Source organism: Streptomyces sp. NBC_00887 (genome assembly GCF_045207585.1).
Map to the genome: position 1 here is coordinate 4563137 of NZ_CP108788.1, position 19666 is coordinate 4582802.

Annotated in this window: 17 protein-coding genes, 1 tRNA gene and 4 pseudogenes; 10 read left to right on the forward strand and 12 right to left on the reverse strand. The window is 70.8% G+C overall.

Annotated elements, in window-relative coordinates; all coding sequences use genetic code 11:
• Positions 1-31 precede the first annotated feature (31 nt).
• Positions 32-514, reverse strand: a complete 483-nt coding sequence (locus OG844_RS20610; RefSeq protein WP_406392156.1) for a response regulator — start codon at positions 512-514, stop codon at positions 32-34.
• Between the two features lie 204 nt (positions 515-718).
• Here OG844_RS20610 and OG844_RS20615 point away from each other — a divergent pair.
• Positions 719-790, forward strand: a tRNA-Arg gene (locus OG844_RS20615).
• 302 nt (positions 791-1092) lie between these two features.
• Here OG844_RS20615 and OG844_RS20620 read toward each other — a convergent pair.
• Both OG844_RS20620 and OG844_RS20625 read right to left on the reverse strand, forming a co-directional pair.
• On the reverse strand, positions 1093-1407 hold the full coding sequence (locus tag OG844_RS20620; RefSeq protein WP_406392158.1) for a hypothetical protein: 315 nt from the start codon (positions 1405-1407) through the stop codon (positions 1093-1095).
• Positions 1408-1491: 84 nt separating this feature from the next.
• Positions 1492-2019, reverse strand: a complete 528-nt coding sequence (locus tag OG844_RS20625; RefSeq protein WP_406392160.1) for a tetratricopeptide repeat protein — start codon at positions 2017-2019, stop codon at positions 1492-1494.
• A gap of 74 nt (positions 2020-2093) precedes the next feature.
• On the opposite strand from OG844_RS20625, the pseudogene OG844_RS20630 reads away from it, so the two are divergent.
• Positions 2094-2426: pseudogene (locus OG844_RS20630) on the forward strand (alpha/beta hydrolase-fold protein); the annotation flags it as partial.
• 462 nt (positions 2427-2888) lie between these two features.
• On the opposite strand, the gene OG844_RS20635 reads toward OG844_RS20630, so the two are convergent.
• The 4 genes and pseudogenes from OG844_RS20635 to OG844_RS20650 form a co-directional block, all read right to left on the reverse strand.
• The gene (locus OG844_RS20635; protein WP_406392161.1) at positions 2889-3620 is read right to left on the reverse strand and encodes a hypothetical protein; all 732 of its coding nucleotides are present in this window, start codon (positions 3618-3620) and stop codon (positions 2889-2891) included.
• Positions 3621-3790: 170 nt separating this feature from the next.
• Positions 3791-4191 (reverse strand): annotated as a pseudogene (locus OG844_RS20640) (DNA-binding protein).
• A 186-nt stretch (positions 4192-4377) separates the two neighbouring features.
• The gene (locus tag OG844_RS20645; protein WP_406396197.1) at positions 4378-5040 is read right to left on the reverse strand and encodes a formylglycine-generating enzyme family protein; all 663 of its coding nucleotides are present in this window, start codon (positions 5038-5040) and stop codon (positions 4378-4380) included.
• A 108-nt stretch (positions 5041-5148) separates the two neighbouring features.
• Positions 5149-5349: pseudogene (locus tag OG844_RS20650) on the reverse strand (2-oxoglutarate ferredoxin oxidoreductase subunit alpha); the annotation flags it as partial.
• A gap of 253 nt (positions 5350-5602) precedes the next feature.
• Between OG844_RS20650 and OG844_RS20655 the strand changes: the two are divergent.
• Positions 5603-5788 (forward strand): DUF6059 family protein, encoded by a 186-nt coding sequence (locus tag OG844_RS20655; protein WP_406396199.1) that lies wholly within the window; start codon positions 5603-5605, stop codon positions 5786-5788.
• Here the strand turns inward: OG844_RS20655 and OG844_RS20660 are convergent.
• A pseudogene (locus OG844_RS20660) lies at positions 5760-6089 on the reverse strand (acyltransferase domain-containing protein); the annotation flags it as partial. The gene OG844_RS20655 and the pseudogene OG844_RS20660 sit on opposite strands and share 29 nt — an antisense overlap.
• A gap of 120 nt (positions 6090-6209) precedes the next feature.
• Here OG844_RS20660 and OG844_RS20665 point away from each other — a divergent pair.
• Complete coding sequence (locus tag OG844_RS20665; protein ID WP_406392162.1) at positions 6210-7316, forward strand: winged helix DNA-binding domain-containing protein; 1107 nt, start codon at positions 6210-6212, stop codon at positions 7314-7316.
• A gap of 78 nt (positions 7317-7394) precedes the next feature.
• Here the strand turns inward: OG844_RS20665 and OG844_RS20670 are convergent, their stop codons facing one another.
• From OG844_RS20670 to glyA, 3 genes are all read right to left on the reverse strand, one after another.
• Positions 7395-8354 (reverse strand): D-2-hydroxyacid dehydrogenase family protein, encoded by a 960-nt coding sequence (locus OG844_RS20670; RefSeq protein ID WP_406392163.1) that lies wholly within the window; start codon positions 8352-8354, stop codon positions 7395-7397.
• Positions 8355-8406: 52 nt separating this feature from the next.
• Positions 8407-9498 carry a nuclease-related domain-containing protein gene (locus tag OG844_RS20675; protein WP_406392164.1) on the reverse strand — a complete coding sequence of 364 codons (1092 nt, stop codon included), beginning with the start codon at positions 9496-9498 and terminating at the stop codon, positions 8407-8409.
• A 151-nt stretch (positions 9499-9649) separates the two neighbouring features.
• Complete coding sequence (gene glyA / locus OG844_RS20680; RefSeq protein WP_406392166.1) at positions 9650-10930, reverse strand: serine hydroxymethyltransferase; 1281 nt, start codon at positions 10928-10930, stop codon at positions 9650-9652.
• A gap of 293 nt (positions 10931-11223) precedes the next feature.
• Between glyA and OG844_RS20685 the strand changes: the two genes are divergently transcribed.
• Entirely contained in the window at positions 11224-12009 is a 786-nt protein-coding gene (locus OG844_RS20685) for an SGNH/GDSL hydrolase family protein (RefSeq protein WP_406392167.1), read from the forward strand.
• Positions 12010-12100: 91 nt separating this feature from the next.
• Here OG844_RS20685 and OG844_RS20690 read toward each other — a convergent pair whose 3' ends face one another.
• Entirely contained in the window at positions 12101-13192 is a 1092-nt protein-coding gene (locus OG844_RS20690) for a Ku protein (RefSeq protein ID WP_406392168.1), read from the reverse strand.
• A 59-nt stretch (positions 13193-13251) separates the two neighbouring features.
• On the opposite strand from OG844_RS20690, the gene ligD reads away from it, so the two are divergent.
• The 5 genes from ligD (at position 13252) to OG844_RS20715 (ending at position 19662) form a co-directional block, all read left to right on the forward strand.
• On the forward strand, positions 13252-14145 hold the full coding sequence (gene ligD / locus OG844_RS20695) for a non-homologous end-joining DNA ligase (protein WP_406392169.1): 894 nt from the start codon (positions 13252-13254) through the stop codon (positions 14143-14145).
• Positions 14146-14325: 180 nt separating this feature from the next.
• A complete protein-coding gene (locus OG844_RS20700; protein WP_406392170.1) occupies positions 14326-16446 on the forward strand; it encodes a PBS lyase in 2121 nt (706 codons plus the stop codon).
• Entirely contained in the window at positions 16443-16760 is a 318-nt protein-coding gene (locus tag OG844_RS20705) for a zinc-ribbon domain-containing protein (protein WP_406392171.1), read from the forward strand. The genes OG844_RS20700 and OG844_RS20705 overlap by 4 nt, the downstream gene beginning before the upstream one ends.
• Before the next feature lie 62 nt (positions 16761-16822).
• The gene (locus OG844_RS20710; RefSeq protein ID WP_406392172.1) at positions 16823-18202 is read left to right on the forward strand and encodes an FtsW/RodA/SpoVE family cell cycle protein; all 1380 of its coding nucleotides are present in this window, start codon (positions 16823-16825) and stop codon (positions 18200-18202) included.
• Positions 18199-19662: a peptidoglycan D,D-transpeptidase FtsI family protein gene (locus OG844_RS20715; RefSeq protein ID WP_406392173.1), complete on the forward strand. Its 1464-nt coding sequence runs from the start codon at positions 18199-18201 to the stop codon at positions 19660-19662. The genes OG844_RS20710 and OG844_RS20715 overlap by 4 nt, the downstream gene beginning before the upstream one ends.
• Positions 19663-19666 lie beyond the last annotated feature (4 nt).

Genomic DNA, 19666 nt, shown 5'->3' on the forward strand with positions numbered 1-19666 from the left:
GGATGCGGGCGCGGAGTGGTCGCTCATGCCGTCATCCGGCCGTGCTCCCTGCCCTCCCGGCACCGTGTCTGCCGTCGACCGACGGCGCGTCCTTCCTGCGCATCAGGCGGTGGACTATCCGCACCAGGTCGCTCGGCTCGAACGGCTTCGCCAGGAAGGCGTCGATCCCGGCGGCCACCCCCGAGTCCACCTCGTGCGGCGTGCAGGCACTGACAACGGCGACGGGCAGATGGCGGGTCCGTGGATCGGCGCGCAGCCGGACAGCGGTCTGGATTCCGTCGAGGCGGGGCATCACCACATCGAGCGTGATCACATCCGGGCGGACCCGGTGGACCAGTTCCAGACACTCGACACCATCGGCCGCGGTCACGACCTCGAAGCCCTCCAGCTCGAGATTGACCCTGATCAGCTGCCGGATGACCTTGTTGTCGTCCACAACAAGCACGCGGCCGTACGCCCCTGACACCCTTCGAGAGTAGGTCCGCCGGAGGGGCTGCGTCCGGGTTTTGCCCACTTCCGCCCCGGAGGGGTGGCCCGGCGCCCCACGGCCCGAATTCGGCGCACGGTCCTCGGGAGCCTGAGCGCGGTCTCCGCGTCACTCCCCTGAGCCCGCGGCAGAGCGTCGGCGAAACGGTGCGCCGACGCGGAAATACCTGTTCCCGGACACCCCACCGAAGCTGGTAGGGTTTCACTCGTCGCCGCCAAGTGCAGCGATTTCGCCCCCGTAGCTCAGGGGATAGAGCATCGGCCTCCGGAGCCGGGTGCGCAGGTTCGAATCCTGCCGGGGGCACTCCAGCCGGACAGCGCGATCAACCCGCTGACCAGCTGAAGTGCCAAGCATGAAGGCCCGAACTCAGTCCTACTGAGTCCGGGCCTTTGTCGTTGTCTGTCACTGATCGCGAGTGAGTGGCGAGTGAGTTTTCAGGGCTGGTCGCAGCTCACTGGCCGGCCTCCTCACCCCAGCCCATGGACTTCTCGATCTTCCGGTTGTCAGCTCCTCGTGTCCGTCGATGCAGCCCGCGTACCGGCGGTGCACCACCTCCGGCGAGTTCCCGGCCCGGCGGGACACCTCCGCCACAGGGACGCCGGCGTTCAACCAGTTGGTGATGCAGGTGTGCCGTAGGTCGTACGGGCGGTGGGCGAGCGGGGAATCCGTCTTGTCCGGGGCAGCGCGAACGGCCTGGCCTCCTGCCACACCCGCCAGTAGCTGGTGGAGCCGAGGACTCCCCCGCGCTCGTTGGCGAAGAGCCGACCGTCCGTTGCCGTCCCGAACTCCTCGATATGGGCGCGGATCATGGCGACCAGCACGGGCGGGATCGGCACTGGACGGTCGGTGTTCGCCTCGCGGGATTTGAGCCCGCGCCGGTCGTGCCGGAGACCGGAGTCCGTCCACTTCGTTCCGACCACCGGGCGCGTCTCGCGAAGGGTCAGGGTGCCCCAACCTGTTTTGCGCGCTGTTGCGGGTTTCTCTACTTCATCAAGGCGGGCCGCTCACCCGTTTGCAATGCGGCTGGCATCCAGCGCTTCGCGGATGGTCACGATCCACCGATGGTCGTCGTCGAGAAGGGCGGATAGCGCGGAAAGGGTGCGTTCGAAGGCTGCCGTAGCTTCTGGGGGCGGGAGTATGCCCATGTCGAGCCGGCACTGGTCCCGCCGGAAGCCAGTCATGAGCGGTTCGATGTGATGCGCACCGAACTCGGCAGTCTCTCCAGACAAGACCTGTTCGTACAACTGCAGCGCCTCGGTCTTGTCCCCGTGCACTTGCAGCATCCTGGCCAGGCAGAAACTCGCACTCCGCGTTTGCTTGTTGTCCTGACCCAGGATCTGGGCGTACGAGGAGACCACTTGCCCAAGCTCGTTCTGGGCCTCGCCGTGCCGCTCCAGTTCCTCCAAGGTATGGGCCAAGCAATGGCGCTCGGATAGCACTACGGAGTCCTGCGAGTCCACGGTGCTTAGCCGGTCCGACAGCACCGCGCGGATCTCCAACTCAGAGTCTTCGGCGCGGCCGCTTTGCCGCATCAGATCGCCGCGCCTATGCCGAAGCCGCAGAGCCTGGGGGCGCGCTGGCGAGCGTACTTCGTCACTGCCATCGTTCCTCAGCGGCCGCGGAGCTGGGTGGTGGCACCGTCTACGGTGCGCCGCTCCGGGACGAGGCGAGGGTCACCGCCGACAATCCCGTGCAGCGCATCGAGAGCTATCGGAACAAGCGGATCTTCCTGGTCGCCGGCACGAGTCCCGCCCCGGTCAACTGGTTCGACACGGTCAACGAGACGCAAGTGCTAGCGTGCCAGCGGGAGTTCCGGGCCGGCCTCGGCGCAGCAGGTGTCCCTCACGAGTGGCACGAGGTACCCGGCGGGCACTTCGTGCGCCCGGACCTGTTCCGAAGGGATCTGGACGGCATCATCGCCCGGCTGCGCAGGGCGTAGCGCCACACCCCACCGGACGTGGCGGAGCCCGGGAGTCGTATCCAGCTCCCGGGCCCCTGGGGATGCCACCCAATTGCGCTTGCCAGCGCCGTTTAAGAGTGCGGATCAGTCGTCAGACCGTCGCGTTCTTCCATTGAACTACCGCGCCATGAAGAGGTGCAGGCCGGATTCGAACCAGCATTCAACGGTGTTCGTCCGTACCCGGTCGATCTGGCAGTCGGTGGCAATACTGAAGCTTGAGCGAGAGTCTGAGTGTGATCGCGGTTGCCTCTGCCATGTTGGGCCACCCCGGCCAGTGGTGCCGGGGGAAGGACTCGAACCTTCACCTGTGCCGCGTCTTCAGGCTGAACGTCAGTTTCAGTCTGCGCTCGTCACACGGACCGGACCTCAACCGGCCGCGTGATGGTGCGCACCCCCACGACAGTGCGCGGGGGCGTTTGTGGATGCTACCTGCGTCCGGTGCTAGCCGAACAGGTAGCCGAACACCGCGTCGCCGACCCGCTGGTCGGTGACCTCGGCGCTGTTGGCCTCCTCGCGTGCGAACTTGACCGCGTGCTGCAGCTTCTCGACCCGCTCCAGCAGCTCGTTCACCCGCTTCGCCGGAAGCGATCCGGAGAACTTCACGGTCGTCCAGTACCCGATCGGCACGTCCTCGTAGTACACGTCGACCTGCGCCGGGTGCTTCTCGGTCGCCTCGGCCTTGACGTGGTTGCGCGGGACCTTCTTCGTCCGGATCGTGCGGACCGGGTCGGTCTTCCACCAGTCCGTCGACGGGTCGAGCGACCAGGACTCGGAGGCGTCGAGGACGGGGAGCTTCTTCACGAAGGTGTGCAGGTCGGTGAGCTGCTTCTCCAGGAAGAGCAGGTAGGAGACCGGCACTTCGCGGACGATCGTCCGTCCGTCGACGGTGACGTCGGCGCGGGCGGAGCAGTTGGCCCAGTCCTTGGTGGCGGTCACGTCGAACAGCCGGGTCAGCGACACGGACATCTCACGCAGCACGTCCTCGGTCTTGACCTGTACGCGCGTGGACTCGGGCGGCAGCTGCTCGCCCTCCTCGTCCTTCGGCTGGTACGTGCGCGAGATGCCGGCCAGCTGTACGGGCTTCTGCACCTTGTGGTGGGCCGCGGTGATGTCCTGGAGCGACTTGCTCTTGACACCCTTTTCCACGGCGATGATCTGGTTGAGTTTCGCCACTTCGCCCCCCTTCGGACGAGAGGAACGTACCTCACCGGGAGTCGATCGTCCGTATGGTTTACGGGCCGCCGGACGGATCGGCGCGGCCCTCCCGCAGCGCACGACACGGTGGTGCGGCAGCTGACGACCGGAGAGCGATTCAGCCCGGCCCACGGGTGGACAGGCTGAGCTCAGGCCTTCTCGACAAGGACACGGATATGCCCGGCGGTGAGCATCGCGATGTCCTCCACTTCAGATGTCAGGATCGTCACCCGCCCCGGCAGCCCCGACGCCGTCGCGCACGGCATGGCGTCGATGGCGTACTTGTGGCCGTGCATGCCCGCAGCACGCAACAGGGCGGCGAGGCGGACTGCGCCAGAGCCTGCGTGACCGGCTCCACCCGGAGCCTGGGCAGCGTCCACTTCAGTGCGGCGTCATTGATCCCGGGATGGAAGACCTCGACGAGAACTGCGGCCGATGTGACAGCCGGGAGGTCGGCCTCGCGAGCCGCCGCAAGCCATTCATGCACCTCCCGGTCACGCTGCACCGCCTTGGCCGAGCCCTCGCTGTCCAGGATCAGGGCACCACTCATGCGGCGGCCTCGGGGGCGGGCTCCTGCCCGGTGGGCCTGGCCCGCTTGGCAGCCACAGAGCCGCCGGGTCGGCCGGCCCGTTCACCTCGTCGAAGTCCGCAATCAGCGCATCCAGACTGTCACGCTCGATCTGGCGCTGCGCCGCGCGCTCCAGATGGCCGGGGTCGCCTGAGAACCGTGGATCGATCAGTTGTTCACCTGGAGGGCAGCGCCGCGGGCAAGCCGGAAGCCGAGGTCGTCGATGGTGAACGTGGGGTGGCTGCGGCGGCGTACCGTGGCGCCGCAACCCCGCTCCGACTCGGCCCAGCCGCCTCCGCGGAAGATGCGGTACGCGCCGTAGATCTCCTCGTCGTAGAGGTCCCAGCACCACTCCCAGACGTTGCCCAGCATGTCGTGCAGCCCCCACGCGTTGGGCGTCCGGCCGCCGACGTCGTGGGCGCGGCCCCCGGAGTTGGCCTCGTACCAGGCGATCTCGTCGATCTCGCCGTACCGGTATCCGGTGGTCCCCGCCCTGCAGGCGTACTGCCACTCGGCCTCGGTCGGCAGGCGGTAGCCGTCGGACGTCCGGTCCCAGGTCACTTCCCCGCTCCGTACGTCATGGCAGTAGGCCCGGTCCAGCCCGGCCCGCGCCGAGAGCAGGTTGCACACCTCGACGGCGTCGAGCCAGCTGATGTTCGTGACGGGCGCAGCGTCGCTCGCGGAGGGGGCGGGGTCCGTTCCGGTGACGGCTCTGTGCTGTCCGGAGGTGACCGGGTACCGGCCGAGCAGGAAGGGCGCGATCTCCGCCTGCCAGCGGGTGCCCCGGCGGTCGTCACGGAGGTCGACGGTGCCACCGGGGATCTCGGCCATCGCGACGGTCATCGGGTCGTCGGTGAGCGGGTGCACGCCGTGGCCTCCTCTGTTCGCGGCGGCCGACAGGCCGCCGAGGCCCACGATACGGAGAGGCGGGTCGGCCCACGAAGGTCCAGGCGTCCTTGCCGGCGAGGAGCGTGTCGGTTCCCCCTCCGGGAAGTTCGGCAGCGTCGACAGGTCATTCCCGAACGACGCCGTTTCCGACGTGAACCGGTCACCCGTCGACGGCATGCCGTCACCCGAGTCACCCGCGAAGCGGATGATCACCCGCCGGCAGGCGCCGCTCGCTCCGCCTGGGCGCCGGCGCGGTGACCCCGCTCCTCCCGGCCCGCGCCGGTACGTCCGAGGCCGACCGCCAGTCCGTGCTCACGGCAGCGGCCCGCATCTGGACCGAGGACCCACGACCTGGACCTGAACGCGGTGGCCAGGCTGTGGACCTGGAGCAAGGAGTGGCAGTCCGCGGGCACCGCGGCGCCCCGTGTCCAGGCAGAGGCGGGAGGTACGGCTCGCAGGAAGTACGTGAGGTGAGCCCTGCGCGAGATCTACAGCTCACAGCTCGCTGACCGCGGCGGGCTGGATCTGGCTGGGCCTGCCCCATAGGGGACCGCCGGTACCGATGGCCGCGACGCGCCTGCAGGAACCGCCCGACGGCCATCCGGAGAGGCTCTGCCCGGACATCCCGCTGACCCGTACGGAACTCGCTCCGCAAAAGCAGCTCATGGCACCGATCGGGGAGCGGGAGTGAACTGGATTCGCCGTCCGGACCGGGCGAACTCGGTGAGGGGCCTCTTCGAACCCGCGAGCATCACCTGCTGGTTGGCGTTGACGGCCGCGATGCCGACGTCCTCGGTCAGGTACGGAAGCAGCTGCTCCTCGCTCGCGGCGACCGCTAGCATGCCGCCCGCCAGAACCTTCACGGCCTCCCGTACCCGGCCCTGCACCATCCGCGCCGCGTCGCTCAGGGAGACGACCCCGGCGAAGGCCGCGGCGACGAGCTCCCCCGGGCTGTGGCCGAGGAAGGCCGTCGGGCGGATCCCCACCGCTGAGTACGAGGCGGCCGAGCGCGTAGTCGATCGCGCACAGGAGGGGCTGGGCCCGGCGTACGTGGTCGATGCGTGCCCCGGGGCACCACCGACTTTTCATGAACACGAGGAGAGGATCCGGTCATGGTGACAGGGGACCGAGACGTGCTGGACCGACGGGCGCTCAACCGGAGCCTGCTGGCCCGGCAGCTACTTCTGGAGCGCGTCGATGTGCCGGCCGTGCGGGCGGTCGGGCATCTGGTGGGGATGCAGGCCCAGGCGCCCGACCCGCCCTACATCGGGCTGTGGACCCGGCTGGCCGGATTCCGTATCGAGGACCTGGCGGACAGGGTCAGGGCCCGCGAGGTGGTCCGGCTGGTGCTGATGCGAGGCACGATCCACCTGGTCACGGCGCAGGACTGCCTGGCGCTCAGGCCGGTGCTCCGGGGCGCACTGGAGCAAGGGCTGAAGGGCACCTTCGGCCGGAAGCTGGCCGGTCTCGACACCGCGGAGGTGGCGGCGCTGGGCCGTGAGCTGGTCGAGAAGGAGCCCCTCACGCTGGGCGGTCTCGGCACCCTGCTGGCCGAGCGCTGGCCCGACCGGGATCCGTTCGCCCTGGCCAACGCCGTGCGCAACCTGGTGCCGCTCGTGCAGGTGCCGCCGCGCGGCCTGTGGGGCGAGAGCGGCCAGGCCGTGCACACGACGGCGGAGTCGTGGCTCGGCGGAACGCTCGCGGAGTCCACCTCGCCCGACGCGATGGTCGAGCGGTACCTCGCGGCCTTCGGGCCCGCCACCGTCAAGGACATCCAGACCTGGTCCGGAATGACACGGCTCGCCGACTCGGTGAACCGGCTCAGGCCCCGGCTGCGTACCTTCCGGGACGAGAACGGGCTGGAGCTGCTCGACCTTCCCGACGCCCCCCGGCCCGACCCGGGTATGCCCGTTCCGGTGCGCTTCCTGCCGGAGTTCGACAACATCCTGCTGTCGCATGCCGACCGCAGCCGCACCCTCACCGACGAACAGCGGGCGCTCGTCTTCACCCGCAACGGCCTGATCAGGTCGACGTTCCTCGTGGACGGTTTCGTACGCGGGCTGTGGCGCATCGAGCAGGCGCGCAAGGCCGCGACCCTCGTGATCGAGCCGTTCGGCGCGCTGAGCAGGGAGGACCGCGACGCCGTCGCCGAGGAGGGCGGCAGTCTGCTCGCCTTCGCGGCGGCCTCCGCCACCACGCGCGACATCCGATTCGGCTGAGGCCGTAGGGCGGCGCCCCGCCGAGGCGCAGCAGGACGCGCCCGCTCCCCGCTCCCCGCTCCGGGACGGCCCGCGGCGTCAGCCGAGCCGGCGGACCGGCTCCCCGTCGAGGAACGCGCGGATGTCCTCGACGGCGTGCGTGTAGTACGTCGCGTAGTTGGCCCGGGACACATAGCCCAGGTGCGGGGTCGCCAACAGGCGCGGCGCGGTGCGCATCGGGTGGCCGGCGGGGAGCGGCTCGACGTCGAACACGTCGATTCCGGCTCCCGCGATGGACCCCTCGTGCAGCACGTCGAGCAGCGCGTCCTGATCGACGATCGCCGCCCGCGAGGTGTTGATCAGATAGCTGCCGGACCGCATCAGACCGAGCTCCTTCGCCCCGAGCAGCCCCCGGGTGCGATCGCTCAGCACCAGGTGCACGGAGACGAAGTCGCTGGTCTCCAGAAGCTCTTCCTTGGACGCGGCGAGCACGACACCTTCCTCCGCCGCCCGTTCCGCCGTCAGGTTCCGGCTCCAGGCCACGACGTCCATGCCGAAGGCGAGGCCGACCCGGGCGACCCTGCTGCCGATCTTCCCCAGTCCGAGGAGCCCCAGCCTGCGTCCGTGCAGATCCGCCCCGACGGTCGACTGCCAGGGACCACCGTCGCGCAGGGCGTTGGCCTCGGGCACGATTCCGCGCGCCAGGCCGAGCAGGAGCGCCCAGGTGAGCTCGACGGGCGGGGTGGTGGTGCTCGCGGTGCCGCAGACGGTGACCCCGTGCCGCTCGGCGGCGGCGTAGTCGATGACGGAGTTGCGCATGCCGGACGCGACGAGCAGCCGCAGCCGGGGCAGCCGCTCGACCAGGGAGGCGGGGAAGGGCACGCGCTCGCGCAGGGTGACGACGATGTCGAAACCGGCGAGTGCGGCGGCCAGTTCGTCCTCGGAGGCGAAGTGCTCGGCGAAGCCGACGACATCGACGTCGTCGGCCACGGGCGACCAGTCCGCGGCGGTGGTGGCGACCGACTGGAAGTCGTCCAGCACGGCACAGCGAAGTTTCACGGCGTCTTCTCCCTCGGCGGCTCCCGAGGAATCTACCGGCCGTGTTCCGGGCTCACGCGTCCGGCCAGGCGTCCCGGTTCCGGGCGACGTCGTAGACCCTTTCGACCTGGGTGGGGGTGAGGACGTCCTTCAGCGGGGCGAGTGCGGACAGATGGCGGTCCCGGCAGACCCGGACATCCGGCGGGGTGGCGAGCACATCGAGGGAGGCGACTCCGACGAACACCAGCACGAGCTGGACCGGCACGGCGAAGGCGCAGTGCGTCTCCAGCACCGTACGGGCAAGCCTGGTCCCCGGACCGGCTTCGAGCGCGTACGTCTGCGGGGAGCCCTCGTCGATCCGCAGCGTCCCGTCCCCGATCCGTACCGAGGCACCGGGCCGGTGCTCGGTGCGCACGGCGAACACCCCTCCGGGGCCGATCAGCAGATGCCCGATCTCCGCACCGCCCGGCAGGGGCAGTGAGTGCAGCACCCGCCAGCCATGCCGCGTCAGCCGCCTCAGTTCGGCCCCGACCCGCCGCTCCCCGGCGAGCGCGACCCGGCGCGGATCCGCCTCCTTGCTCCGCCGCAACGCCCCGGTGGTGGCCCGCACGAGCAGCCCGGGGCCGTTCTCGGCGAGCTGAGCCCGGAGCGCGGCACCGGGCCGTCGGGTCGCCAGGTCGTTCGCGGCGGTGAGCGCGGGCAGCACGGGCCGCCGCCCCGGTTCCCGCGGCTGCCCCTCCTGCACCTGTTGTCCGGGCTGCCCTGCCGGTACCCGCGGTTCGGTCTGGCGTCCCTGTCCCTGCTGCTCGGGGGCGGGCGCGGGCTGCCGGGCCTGTCCCTGCTCCGGCACCCGTAAGCCGCCCGGCTCCCGGCCCGACTCCCCGTCCGGCAGGGCCGGGCGGGGAGCGGCGGGCTTCCGCATCCGGCGGAGCGGCGGGATCCGTGGGGCCGGTGGCGGCCCCGGCGGCGCCGCCTCGCCGAGCGTTGGCATGTCCGGGACCTGTCGCGCGAGCGCGTCGGTCACGGCGTCGCGGTAGCGCGGGTGCAGGACCGTGATCGTGCCGTTGGCCAGATCCGCCCATCCGATCGCCGTGCCGTCCGGCAGGTTCACATAGAGCCGGTCGTGCCCGAAGAGCTGCCATGACGTGACCTTCAGATCCTGCATTCGTGCCCCCTCGCGTTCACGCTTGCGCCACCCGACTCCCCCAGCCTGTACGGCAGTTCGACGAACGGGCAGGGCGCAGAGCGGGCGCGCGGAGTCGAGCCCCCGGCGGTCCGGGCCGCCCCGCGCCCTCGGAGGTCCCCGAGGGCGCCTCTCAGCGGGGCGGCAGACCGGGCGCCGGCCAGGCGTCCATCAGGGCCTTCACCTCTTCGCGGACCTTGGACACGGTGGCCTCGTCACCGGTGCGGGCCGCCTCGACCACGAGGTCGATCCACTGGGCGACGGCGCTCATCTCGGACTCCGGGATGCCCCGGGACGTCAGCGCCGGCGTACCGATGCGGATGCCGGACGGGTCGAAGGGCTTGCGCGGGTCGTACGGCACCGTGTTGTAGTTGACGACGATCCCGGCCCGGTCCAGGGCCTTGGCCGCGACCTTGCCCGGTACGTCCTTCCCGGTGAGGTCGACCAGCAGCAGGTGGTTGTCCGTTCCTCCGGACACCAGGTCGAAGCCGCGTGCGGCCAGTTCCTCCCCCAGAACCCGTGCGTTGGCGACGACCTGATGGGCGTATGCACGGAACTCCGCCCCGGCCGCCTCCTTCAGCGCGACCGCGATCGCCGCGGTGGTCTGGTTGTGCGGACCGCCCTGGAGGCCGGGGAAGACCGCACGGTCGATGGCGCGCGCGTGCTCGGCCCTGGACAGCAGCATCGCTCCGCGCGGCCCCCGCAAGGTCTTGTGGGTGGTGGTGGACACGACGTCCGCGTACGGAGCGGGCGAGGGGTGCGCGCCCCCGGCGATCAGCCCGGCGATGTGGGCGACATCGGCCACCAGCACCGCCCCCACCTCGCGGGCGATGTCGGCGAACCCGGCGAAGTCGATCACCCGGGGCACCGCGGTGCCGCCGCAGAAGATCAGCTTGGGCCGCTCGGCGCGTGCCAGGTCGCGCACCTCGTCCAGGTCGATGCGCCCGGTGTCGCGGCGCACCCCGTACTGCACGCCCCGGAACCACGTGCCGGTCGCGGAGACACCCCAGCCGTGCGTGAGGTGGCCGCCCATCGGCAGCGACATCCCGAGGACTGTGTCGCCCGGTTCGAGGAAGGCCAGGTACGCGGCGAGGTTGGCGGGCGAGCCGGAGTACGGCTGCACATTGGCGTGGTCCATCCCGAACAGCGCCTTGGCCCGTTCGACGGCCAGCGTCTCCACCTGGTCGATGATTTGCTGGCCCTCGTAGTAGCGCTTGCCGGGGTAGCCCTCGGAGTACTTGTTCTGCAGGACGGTGCCGGTCGCCTCCAGAACGGCGGCGGACACGTAGTTCTCACTGGGGATCAGGCGCAGGGTGTCCGCCTGGAGCCGCTCCTCGGCGCTCACCAGGGCTGCGAGTTCCGGATCGGCTGCGGTCAGGGCGGGTCGGCGGTCATCGGACGGCTGTACGGCCACGGGGTCCTCCCGGGTCGGTCGCACTGCTGCGACATGGACCCGGATGCCCAGGCGGACGGCCCTCCGGCGATGACGCCCCGGGCAGGCCCGGGGTGTGCCGCTCCCTCGTGGTCGTTTCCACGGAGCACCCTTCCGGGCGCGCGCCAGTCGCGGCGTTCCGCACTTTACTGCCCGGACGTCCGCGGTGGGTGTCGGTCGGACACGGTCGGCGATTTCACCGATGTTCCGGGAGAGCGGACGGCGCGATGGTGTGCAACGGCACCCGCCCCCATCCGCTCCCCCGGAGGAATCCCATGCGCATCCCCCGCGTGCTCACCGCAACCCTGCTGGCCATCGGGCTGGCGGGCATCTCGGTACCCGTGTCCGCGGCCCCGTCCGGCACCGCGGCAGCCGGGCAGTACGTGGCCCTCGGTGACTCGTACGCCTCCGGTACCGGTGCGGGCGACTACTCGGACACGGCCTGTACCCGGAGCAGGAACGCCTATCCGCAGCTCTGGGCGGACGCCAACGCCCCGGCCTCCTTCACCTTCGCCGCCTGCGGCGGGGCGAAGATCCCCGATGTCCTCGCCAACCAGGTGCGGCACCTGGGTTCGGGCACGACCCTGGTGAGTCTCAGCATCGGCGGCAACGACTCCGGCTTCGCGTCGACGATGCTCAGCTGCAAGTACTCCACCCTGTCGGCCTGCGAGCGGGCCCTGGACACGGCGGCGGAGTACGTACGCGACGAACTTCCCGGTGAGCTCGACCAGTTGTACGCGACGGTGCGCGACCGGGCACCCGGTGCCCATGTCGTCGTCGTGGGCTACCCCCACCTCTACAAGGAGGGCGGGCTCTGCCTCGGCGGTCTCAGTTCGTCCAAGCGCACGGCGGTGAACGAGGGTTCCGACCTTCTGAACGCGACGATCGCGGGCCGCGCCGCCGCGGCCGGTTTCGCCTTCGCGGACGGCCGGCCCGCGTTCGCGGGCCACGAGATCTGCACGAGCGACCCGTGGATCAGCGACTCGAACGTGCACCCCACGGCGGAGGGGCACGAGAAGGCCTACCTGCCGGCCCTCGAAGCGGCGGTCCCGGCAGGCTGACGGGCCGGCCCGGCGGTCCTCCACGGCGTTGTCCACCGGTGGAGGACCGCGCCGCGCGGCCGGCGGTGCGCCGCCGGGTCCGCGAGGGCCCTCAGGCCGTGGAGCGGGACCGGCTCGATGCGGCCCGCTTCCCGGCCGCCTTCCCCGTGGTCTTCGGCGTCGTCTTCTTCGCCGCGGTCTTCTTCGCCGACGTCTTCTTCGCGGCCGTCTTCTTGGCCGTTGTCTTCTTTGCCGCCGTCTTCGTCGCTGTGGTCTTCTTCGCCGTGGTCTTCTTCGCCGCCGTCTTCCCCGCAGCGGTCTTCTTCGCGGTGCCGCTCCCACCGGTGGCGGCCTTCGCCCCCGTCTTCTTCCGGCCCTCGATGGGGTGGACGTCCGCCACGTCGTCCCCGTCCTCGTCCCCGTCCTTGCCGTGGGACTCCTTCGCCGCCCGCACGCTGCTCTCCAGCGCCGCCATGAGGTCGATGACCTGGCCCCCGCCGCCCTCGTCCTCCGCCGTCTCCACGGTCTCCCCGGCGGCCTTCGCCGCGACGAGCTCCTCCACCGCCTCGCGGTAGTCGTCGTGGAGCGTGTCCAGGTCGGCTTCGCCGAGGGTGTTCATCAGGGTGTCCGCCAGGTCGAGTTCGGCATCGCGGACCTTGATGCCGGCGTCCGGAGCGATGCCTTCGGGGGTGCGGATCTCGTCCGGCCAGAGCAGGCCGTGCATCGCGATCACGTCGTCGACCACACGCAGCATGCCGAGCCGTTCGCGGCCGCGCAGCGCGAACTTCGCGACGGCGACCTTCTCGCTCCGCTTCAGGGCCTCGCGCAGCAGCGCGTACGGCTTGGCCGCGGGCCCTCCGTTGGCGGAGAGGTAATACGCGGAGTCGAGCTGGAGCGGGTCGATCGCGGAGGCGGGTACGAAGCCCTCGATCTCGATCGTCTTGGCGGTGGGCAGCGGGAGTGAGGCGAGATCCTCGTCGGTCACGGGGATCACACTGCCGTCGGCGTCCTCGTACGCCTTGCCGGTCTCGGCGCCGGTCACCTCCTGCTCATCGAGTTCGCAGACCTTGTGGTACCGGATCCGGCCACCGTCGGCGAGGTGGATCTGCCGGAAGGAGATCGAATGGTTCTCCGTGGCGTTCATCAGTTTGACCGGGATGCTGACCAGCCCGAAGGAGATGGCGCCGTTCCAGATGGACCTCACCGTTCACCCCTCATGCCCACTAAGCCCTCATCAGTACGATTTCATGTGATTCTTATCGTATGACGCCGATCACGGAGGTGGAGGGGCGGCGCCTGGCGCTCAGCAATCTCGACAAGGTGCTGTACCCGGCCACCGGCACCACCAAGGGCGAGGTGCTGCACTACTACGCGGCCACGGCGGCGGACGTCCTCCTCGCCCATGTGCGCGACCGGCCGCTGTCCTTCCTCAGATATCCGGACGGCCCGGCGGGACTGCGCTTCTTCACCAAGAATCCGCCCCCCGGTACACCCGACTGGGTAGGCACGGCCCCGGTGCCCCGGCACGACGATGCGAACGCCCGGCAGATCCTCGTACAGGACCTGCCCTCGCTGATGTGGGCCGCGAATCTGGTGGTGGAGTTCCATACGCACCAGTGGTGCCGGGACGCGCCCGCGGTCGCCGACCGGATGGTGTTCGACCTGGATCCGGGGGCGCCCGCGAGCATCGTCGAATGCTGCACGGTGGCGCTCTGGCTGCGGGAGCGGCTGGCGGCGGACGGGCTGTCCGCGTACGGGAAGACCTCGGGCTCCAAAGGGCTGCATCTGCTCGTCCCCCTGGAGCCCACCCCCAGCGAGGACGTGACGGCCTACGCGAAGGCCCTGGCCGTCGAGGCCCGGAGCGAACTGCCCGAACTGGCCGTGCACCGGATGACCCGTGCGCTGCGCCCGGGAAAGGTCTTCGTCGATTTCAGCCAGAACGCCGCGGCCAAGACGACCGCGGCCCCCTACACCTTGCGCGCGAAGGACAGCCCGACCGTCTCCGCACCCGTCACCTGGGACGAGATCGAGGCGTGCGGGACCCCCGCCGAGCTGGTCTTCCTCGCCGGGGACATCGCCGCGCGGCTGGACCGGCACGGGGATCTGCTCGCCCCGCTGACCGATCCCGGCCAGGCGCGTCCGCTCCCCGGGGACTGAAGCGGACGGCGGACGGACAGGCGGGTCACAGCCCTTCCCTGCTGCCGTGCCACCTGGCGAGGAAAGGCCACAAGTGGAGGGTGGATTGTCCTGGCAGTGGTGCACACTCTGCGCAGAGATGCTTCCTGAACACGGTGTCCGCCGGATTCGGGGCAGAGCATGACACGGGGAGGGAATGGCGTGTTCGCGGGGATCGACGAGGTCGACTGGGCCTCGATGGAGCATGCCTACGGGCCGGCCGACGATGTGCCGGGGCTCCTGCAAGGACTCGCGTCCGCCGATCCGGCGGAGCGCGAGAGCGCGCTCGACGGGATGTACGGCGCGGTTCACCACCAGGGCGACGTGTACGCGTGCACGCTCGCCTGCATTCCGTTTCTCTTCGAACTGGTCGCGGATCCCGGCATTCAGGACCGGGGCAGCGTCGTGGAGCTCCTCACCAGCATCGGCGGCATCGATCTGGACGAGGACGACGAGGACGAGCTGGACGAGGACGAGATGGAGGGGGCGGCGAACTACGCGATGGCGGCTGCTGCCGTCACCGCAGGAGCGGGGGTGTTCTTCGAGCTGATCGCCGACGAGGACTCGGGGGTGCGGCTCGCCGCCCCGCTCGCGCTCGCCACCCTGCACGGTCACCCGGTCAAGGTGCTGGCGCTGCTGCGGGAGCGCCTGCCGGTGGAGGCCGACGACGAGGTGCGGCTCGCCCTCGTCGAGGCCGCGGGGCGGGTCGCCCTGCGCCACCGCCCGCTGGCCGGGCAGGCCGCGGACTGGCTGAGCAGGCTCGCCGCGGAGGCGTACGCGCCGGGACTGCGGCTCGCCGCCCTCGCGCAACTGGCCCGGTGCGCTCCGGACGCCCTGCCCGGCGATGTCGTACGAGTGGTGTCCGGACTGCTGCGGGAACTGCGCTCGCGGCCCGGACGGCCGGATCCGCACCCCGTGGAGGCCGCGGGCGGTGACACCGCGTCACTGGATCGCACCTCTGCGTCGACGCTCCTGGGACAGCTGCGGGCCCTGTCGGCGGAGGAATCGGCGGGCCGCAGCGCCCCCTGGGCCGCCGACCTGCTGCGGACGCTGCACGTCGGCCTGGACGACCGCGTCGAGGACCGTACCGCGCTGCTGACCGACCAGCTGTGCAGCCCCGATCCGTGGCAGCGGATCGATGCCGTACGGATGAGCAGCGGGCTGATCAGGGCCTGGCGCGGTTCGTACGAGGGACTGGTCCGGCTCGTCGGCGTTCAGCTGGCCGATCCGGAGCCGCGGCTGGCCGAGGCGGCCTCTCACGTGCTGGAGGAGCTGTTCGGTCTGGCCGGGCCGGCCGCCGACGCCCTGGCGGAGCGGGTGGCCGGGGATCCCGGTGGCTGGGTGAAGGAGTGGGCGAGCGGGCCGCCCGGACTGGGTTCCGCGGTGAAGGCGCTGGCCAGGCTGGGCGACACCCGGGTGCTGCCCGCACTGGCGGCGGCCCTGGAGCGGCCGGAGGTGCCGCACGACGTGGGGTTCGCCATCGGGTACCTCGGTGACACCGCGGCCCCGCTCGCCGGGGTGCTCAGGCGCAGGCTCGGCGAGGTCGGCCTGGACGAGGGCGCGTACGACCGGGCGAGTCCGCTGCTCGGCGGGCTGACGGCGCTGCGGGCGGGCGAGGCCGCGCCGGAGGTGCTGCGGGTGCTGCGGGGGGCACCCGAGTACCGGGGCGAGTGGCTGCGCACGGCGGCGCTGCGGGCACTGAGCTCGTTCGGGCCCGCGGCGCGGTGTGCCGTACCGGAGCTGCGGATGCTGATCAGGCGTCCGGGCACCGCGGCGGCGACGGAGGCGGCAGAGGCCCTCTGGGCGGTCGACGGGGATGCCGGTGCGGTGCTTCCGGTGCTGATCGAGGGTCTCGGAGCGGACCAGGTGCACGACTGCCGGGCTGCGGCGAGCGCGCTGGGCGGGCTGGGGAGGCTCGCGGCGGTGGCCGCACCCCGGCTGCGCGCCCTGTTGACGCACGACGAGCTGTGGCTCCGGGTCGACGCCGCGATCGCCCTGTGGGAGGTCACGGGGCGGACCGGTGAGTCGGTGCCGGTACTCCTGGCAGCATGGGAGAAGAACCGTCACGTCAGGGTCCGGGTGGCTGAATGCCTGGCCCGGATGGGTGTGGCGGGGGCAGGGCCGGACGCGGCACAGGTGCTGCGTGCCGAACTCCTCTCCGTACGCCGCCACAACGCGATGGACGGCGGATACGGCAGTCACGACACTTACGAGGACGAGAAACTGCTGGCGCTGTGCCGGCGGGCCCTTCTGGGGAACACGGGAGAAGGAACGACATCATGATCATTTTCGGCACGCGGGGCTACCTCTACCAGCTGGCCATCCTCACGATGGTGTGCGGCTGGTGCGGCAATCCCGCCGCACACACGCTGCGCAAGCGGGTCACGAAGTTCACGCTGTTCTTCGTACCGCTGTTCCCGTTCTCGACGAAGTACGCGACGCAGTGCACCTTCTGCGGCGGCGAGCGCCAGATACCGAAGGAGCAGGCCGACCAGCTGCTCGCGCAGCACAGCGCGGGGCAGGACGGCCTGCAGCACGGCGCCGCGCAGCAGCAGCCGGGCTACGCGCCTCCCGGCCAGAACCCGTACCAGAGCTAAGGACGAGTGCCACGAAGCCGACATAAGGGAAATAACACCCGCGTCTTGCTACGTTGCGGGGCATGACCGCAACGACGGCGGACGCGCGCCCTCCCGAGCTACGCCTGCCCAAGCGGCGCGGGGTCGAGCTCTCGCTCCTGATCGGGGCCGTGCTCATCTCCGTCTACGGCTACGCGGCCGTCGGCCTCGCCAGGAACAACGCCGTGCCCCCGGACGTCGCCGGATACGGCGCCGGTCTCGGCCTCCTCGCCCTGCTCGCCCATCTCGCGGTCCGCTTCCGTGCCCCGTACGCCGATCCGCTCCTGCTGCCCATCGCCGTCCTCCTCAACGGGCTGGGCCTGGTGCTGATCTACCGGCTCGACCTGGAGACCCCCAGGGACCAGGCGGCGACCACACAGCTGGTCTGGTCCACCCTCGGGGTCGCGTTCTTCATCGCCGTCGTCGTCCTGCTGCGCGATCACCGGGTGCTCCAGCGCTACGCGTACCTCTCGGTCGCCGCCGCACTGGTGCTGATGATCGTGCCGATCTTCTTCCCCGCGGTGAACGGGGCCAAGATCTGGATCAGGTTCGGCGGACTGTCCTTCCAGCCGGGCGAGTTCGCCAAGATCCTGCTGGCCGTCTTCTTCGCCGCGTACCTCGCGGCGAACCACAACGCGCTCGCGTACACCGGCCGCAAGATCTGGAAGATCCAGTTCCCCACCGGCCGGGTGCTGGGCCCCATCGTGGCGATCTGGCTGATCAGCGTCGGCGTCCTCGTCCTCGAACGGGATCTCGGCACCTCGCTGCTCTTCTTCGGCCTCTTCGTGATCCTCCTGTACGTGGCCACCGGCCGGACCGGCTGGATCGCGGTCGGGCTGCTGCTCGCCGCCGCGGGTGCCTTCGTCGTCGGCTCGTTCGAACCCCATGTGCACAGCCGGGTGGAGGACTGGCTGGACCCGTTCGCGACGATCAACGCCGGACAGGGGCCGAGCCAGCTCGCCCAGTCCCTCTTCGCGTTCGCGGCGGGCGGCATGCTCGGTACCGGCCTCGGACTCGGCCACTCCATCCTCATCGGCTTCGCCGCCAAGTCCGACTTCATCCTCGCGACCGCGGGCGAGGAGCTCGGCCTGGCCGGACTCACCGCGATCTTCCTGTTGTACGCCCTGCTGGTGGCCCGCGGGTACCGGGCGGGCCTCGCCCTGCGCGACCTGTTCGGCCGGCTGCTGGCGATCGGACTCGCCTCGATCATGGCGCTCCAGGTCTTCGTGATCGCGGGCGGGGTGATGGGGCTGATCCCGCTGACCGGCATGGCCATGCCGTTCCTGGCCCAGGGCGGTTCCTCCGTCGTCACCAACTGGATCATCATCGCGCTGCTGATCCGGGTCAGCGACGTGTCCCGCACCCCGGATCCGGGCAGGGCGGAGACCGGCGTCGTCGCACAGGTCACCGAGGACGAGCGGTGATCCGCTACATCCGGCGGGCCGCCGCGTTCTGTCTGCTGCTGCTCGTGGCGCTCCTGGCGAACGCCGCCCGCATCCAGCTCTTCGAGGCCGACGAGCTGGACAGCAACCCCGCCAACCGCCGCACCACGATCGACCGCTACGACCAGCCGCGCGGCAACATCCTGGTCGGCGACGAGCCCGTCACCGGATCCAAGAACACCGGCGAGCAGCTCGCGTACGAGCGCACCTACCCGCACGGCCCGCTGTACGCGCCGGTGACCGGCTACGCCTCGCAGACGTACGGCACCACGCTCCTGGAGAACGCCGAGGACGACATCCTGTCCGGCACGGCCTCGATCCTGGCGCCGCTCCCCCTCTGGGGCGACATCACGCGCAGCCGGCAGCCCGGCGGCGACGTCGTCACCACCATCAGGGACTCGGTGCAGCACGCCGCGTACGAGGGCCTCGACGGCCGCCGCGGCGCGGTCGCCGCCCTCGACCCGGCTACCGGCCGGATCCTGGCGCTGGTCTCCTCCCCGTCGTACGACCCCGAGGTGCTCTCCGGTACGGGATCCTCCGTCACGGACGCGTGGGCGCGGCTCAACCGGTCCGCGAGCCAGCCGATGCTCAACAGGGCCATCCGGCAGACCTATCCGCCGGGCTCGGCCTTCAAGATCGTGACGGCCGCGGCAGCGCTGGACGACCGTGTGGTGACCGATCCGGACGCGGCGACGGACACACCGTCGCCGTACGTCCTGCCCGGCACCTCGACCACGCTGCCCAACGAGGCGCGCGGCTGCGCGAAGGCCTCGCTGGCGGAGGCGATCCGGGTCTCCTGCAACACGGTGATGGCGCACCTGGGGGTGGAGGTGGGGCTGGACGGGATGCTGGAGGCGGTAGGCAGGTTCGGCTTCAACGACAACGACCTGAAGATCCCCTCCAGAGTGGCCCGCAGCAACTTCGACTCGGACATGAGCGACGACCAGCTCGCCCTGTCCTCCATCGGGCAGTTCGACACCACGGCGACGCCGCTGCAGATGGCGATGGTCGCGTCGGCGGTGGCGAACGGCGGCGACCTCAGGCGCCCCCACCTGGTTGACCGCACGACGGACGCCGACGGCGCCACGGTCCGCCGGCAGGACTCGGGCTCGTACAGGCAGGCGATGAACCCGGCAACGGCCATGCAGCTGCAGCGGATGATGGTCGACGTCGTGGAGAGCGGTACGGGGACGAACGCGGCGATCGACGGAGTGACGGTCGGCGGCAAGACCGGCACGGCCCAGCACGGCATCGACAACTCCGGTACGCCGTACGCCTGGTTCATCTCCTGGGCGCAGGCACCGGACTCGGGCCGTCCGGCCGTCGCCGTGGCCGTGGTCGTGGAGGACGCCTCGGCGGACCGCGCGGACATCAGCGGCGGCGGCAACGCGGCCCCCATCGCCCGGGCGGTGATGGAGGCGGCGCTCGAGGCCGGAGACTGACCGC

Bases quoted from the DNA above. Each gene is read 5' to 3' on its own strand.
- OG844_RS20625 (WP_406392160.1), bottom strand. From the start codon at position 2,019: ATGCGGCAAAGCGGCCGCGCCGAAGACTCTGAGTTGGAGATCCGCGCG.
- OG844_RS20645 (WP_406396197.1), bottom strand. From the start codon at position 5,040: ATGGCCGAGATCCCCGGTGGCACCGTCGACCTCCGTGACGACCGCCGG.
- OG844_RS20665 (WP_406392162.1), top strand. From the start codon at position 6,210: ATGGTGACAGGGGACCGAGACGTGCTGGACCGACGGGCGCTCAACCGG.
- OG844_RS20675 (WP_406392164.1), bottom strand. From the start codon at position 9,498: ATGCAGGATCTGAAGGTCACGTCATGGCAGCTCTTCGGGCACGACCGG.
- OG844_RS20685 (WP_406392167.1), top strand. From the start codon at position 11,224: ATGCGCATCCCCCGCGTGCTCACCGCAACCCTGCTGGCCATCGGGCTG.
- ligD (WP_406392169.1), top strand. From the start codon at position 13,252: ATGACGCCGATCACGGAGGTGGAGGGGCGGCGCCTGGCGCTCAGCAAT.
- OG844_RS20705 (WP_406392171.1), top strand. From the start codon at position 16,443: ATGATCATTTTCGGCACGCGGGGCTACCTCTACCAGCTGGCCATCCTC.
- OG844_RS20710 (WP_406392172.1), top strand. From the start codon at position 16,823: ATGACCGCAACGACGGCGGACGCGCGCCCTCCCGAGCTACGCCTGCCC.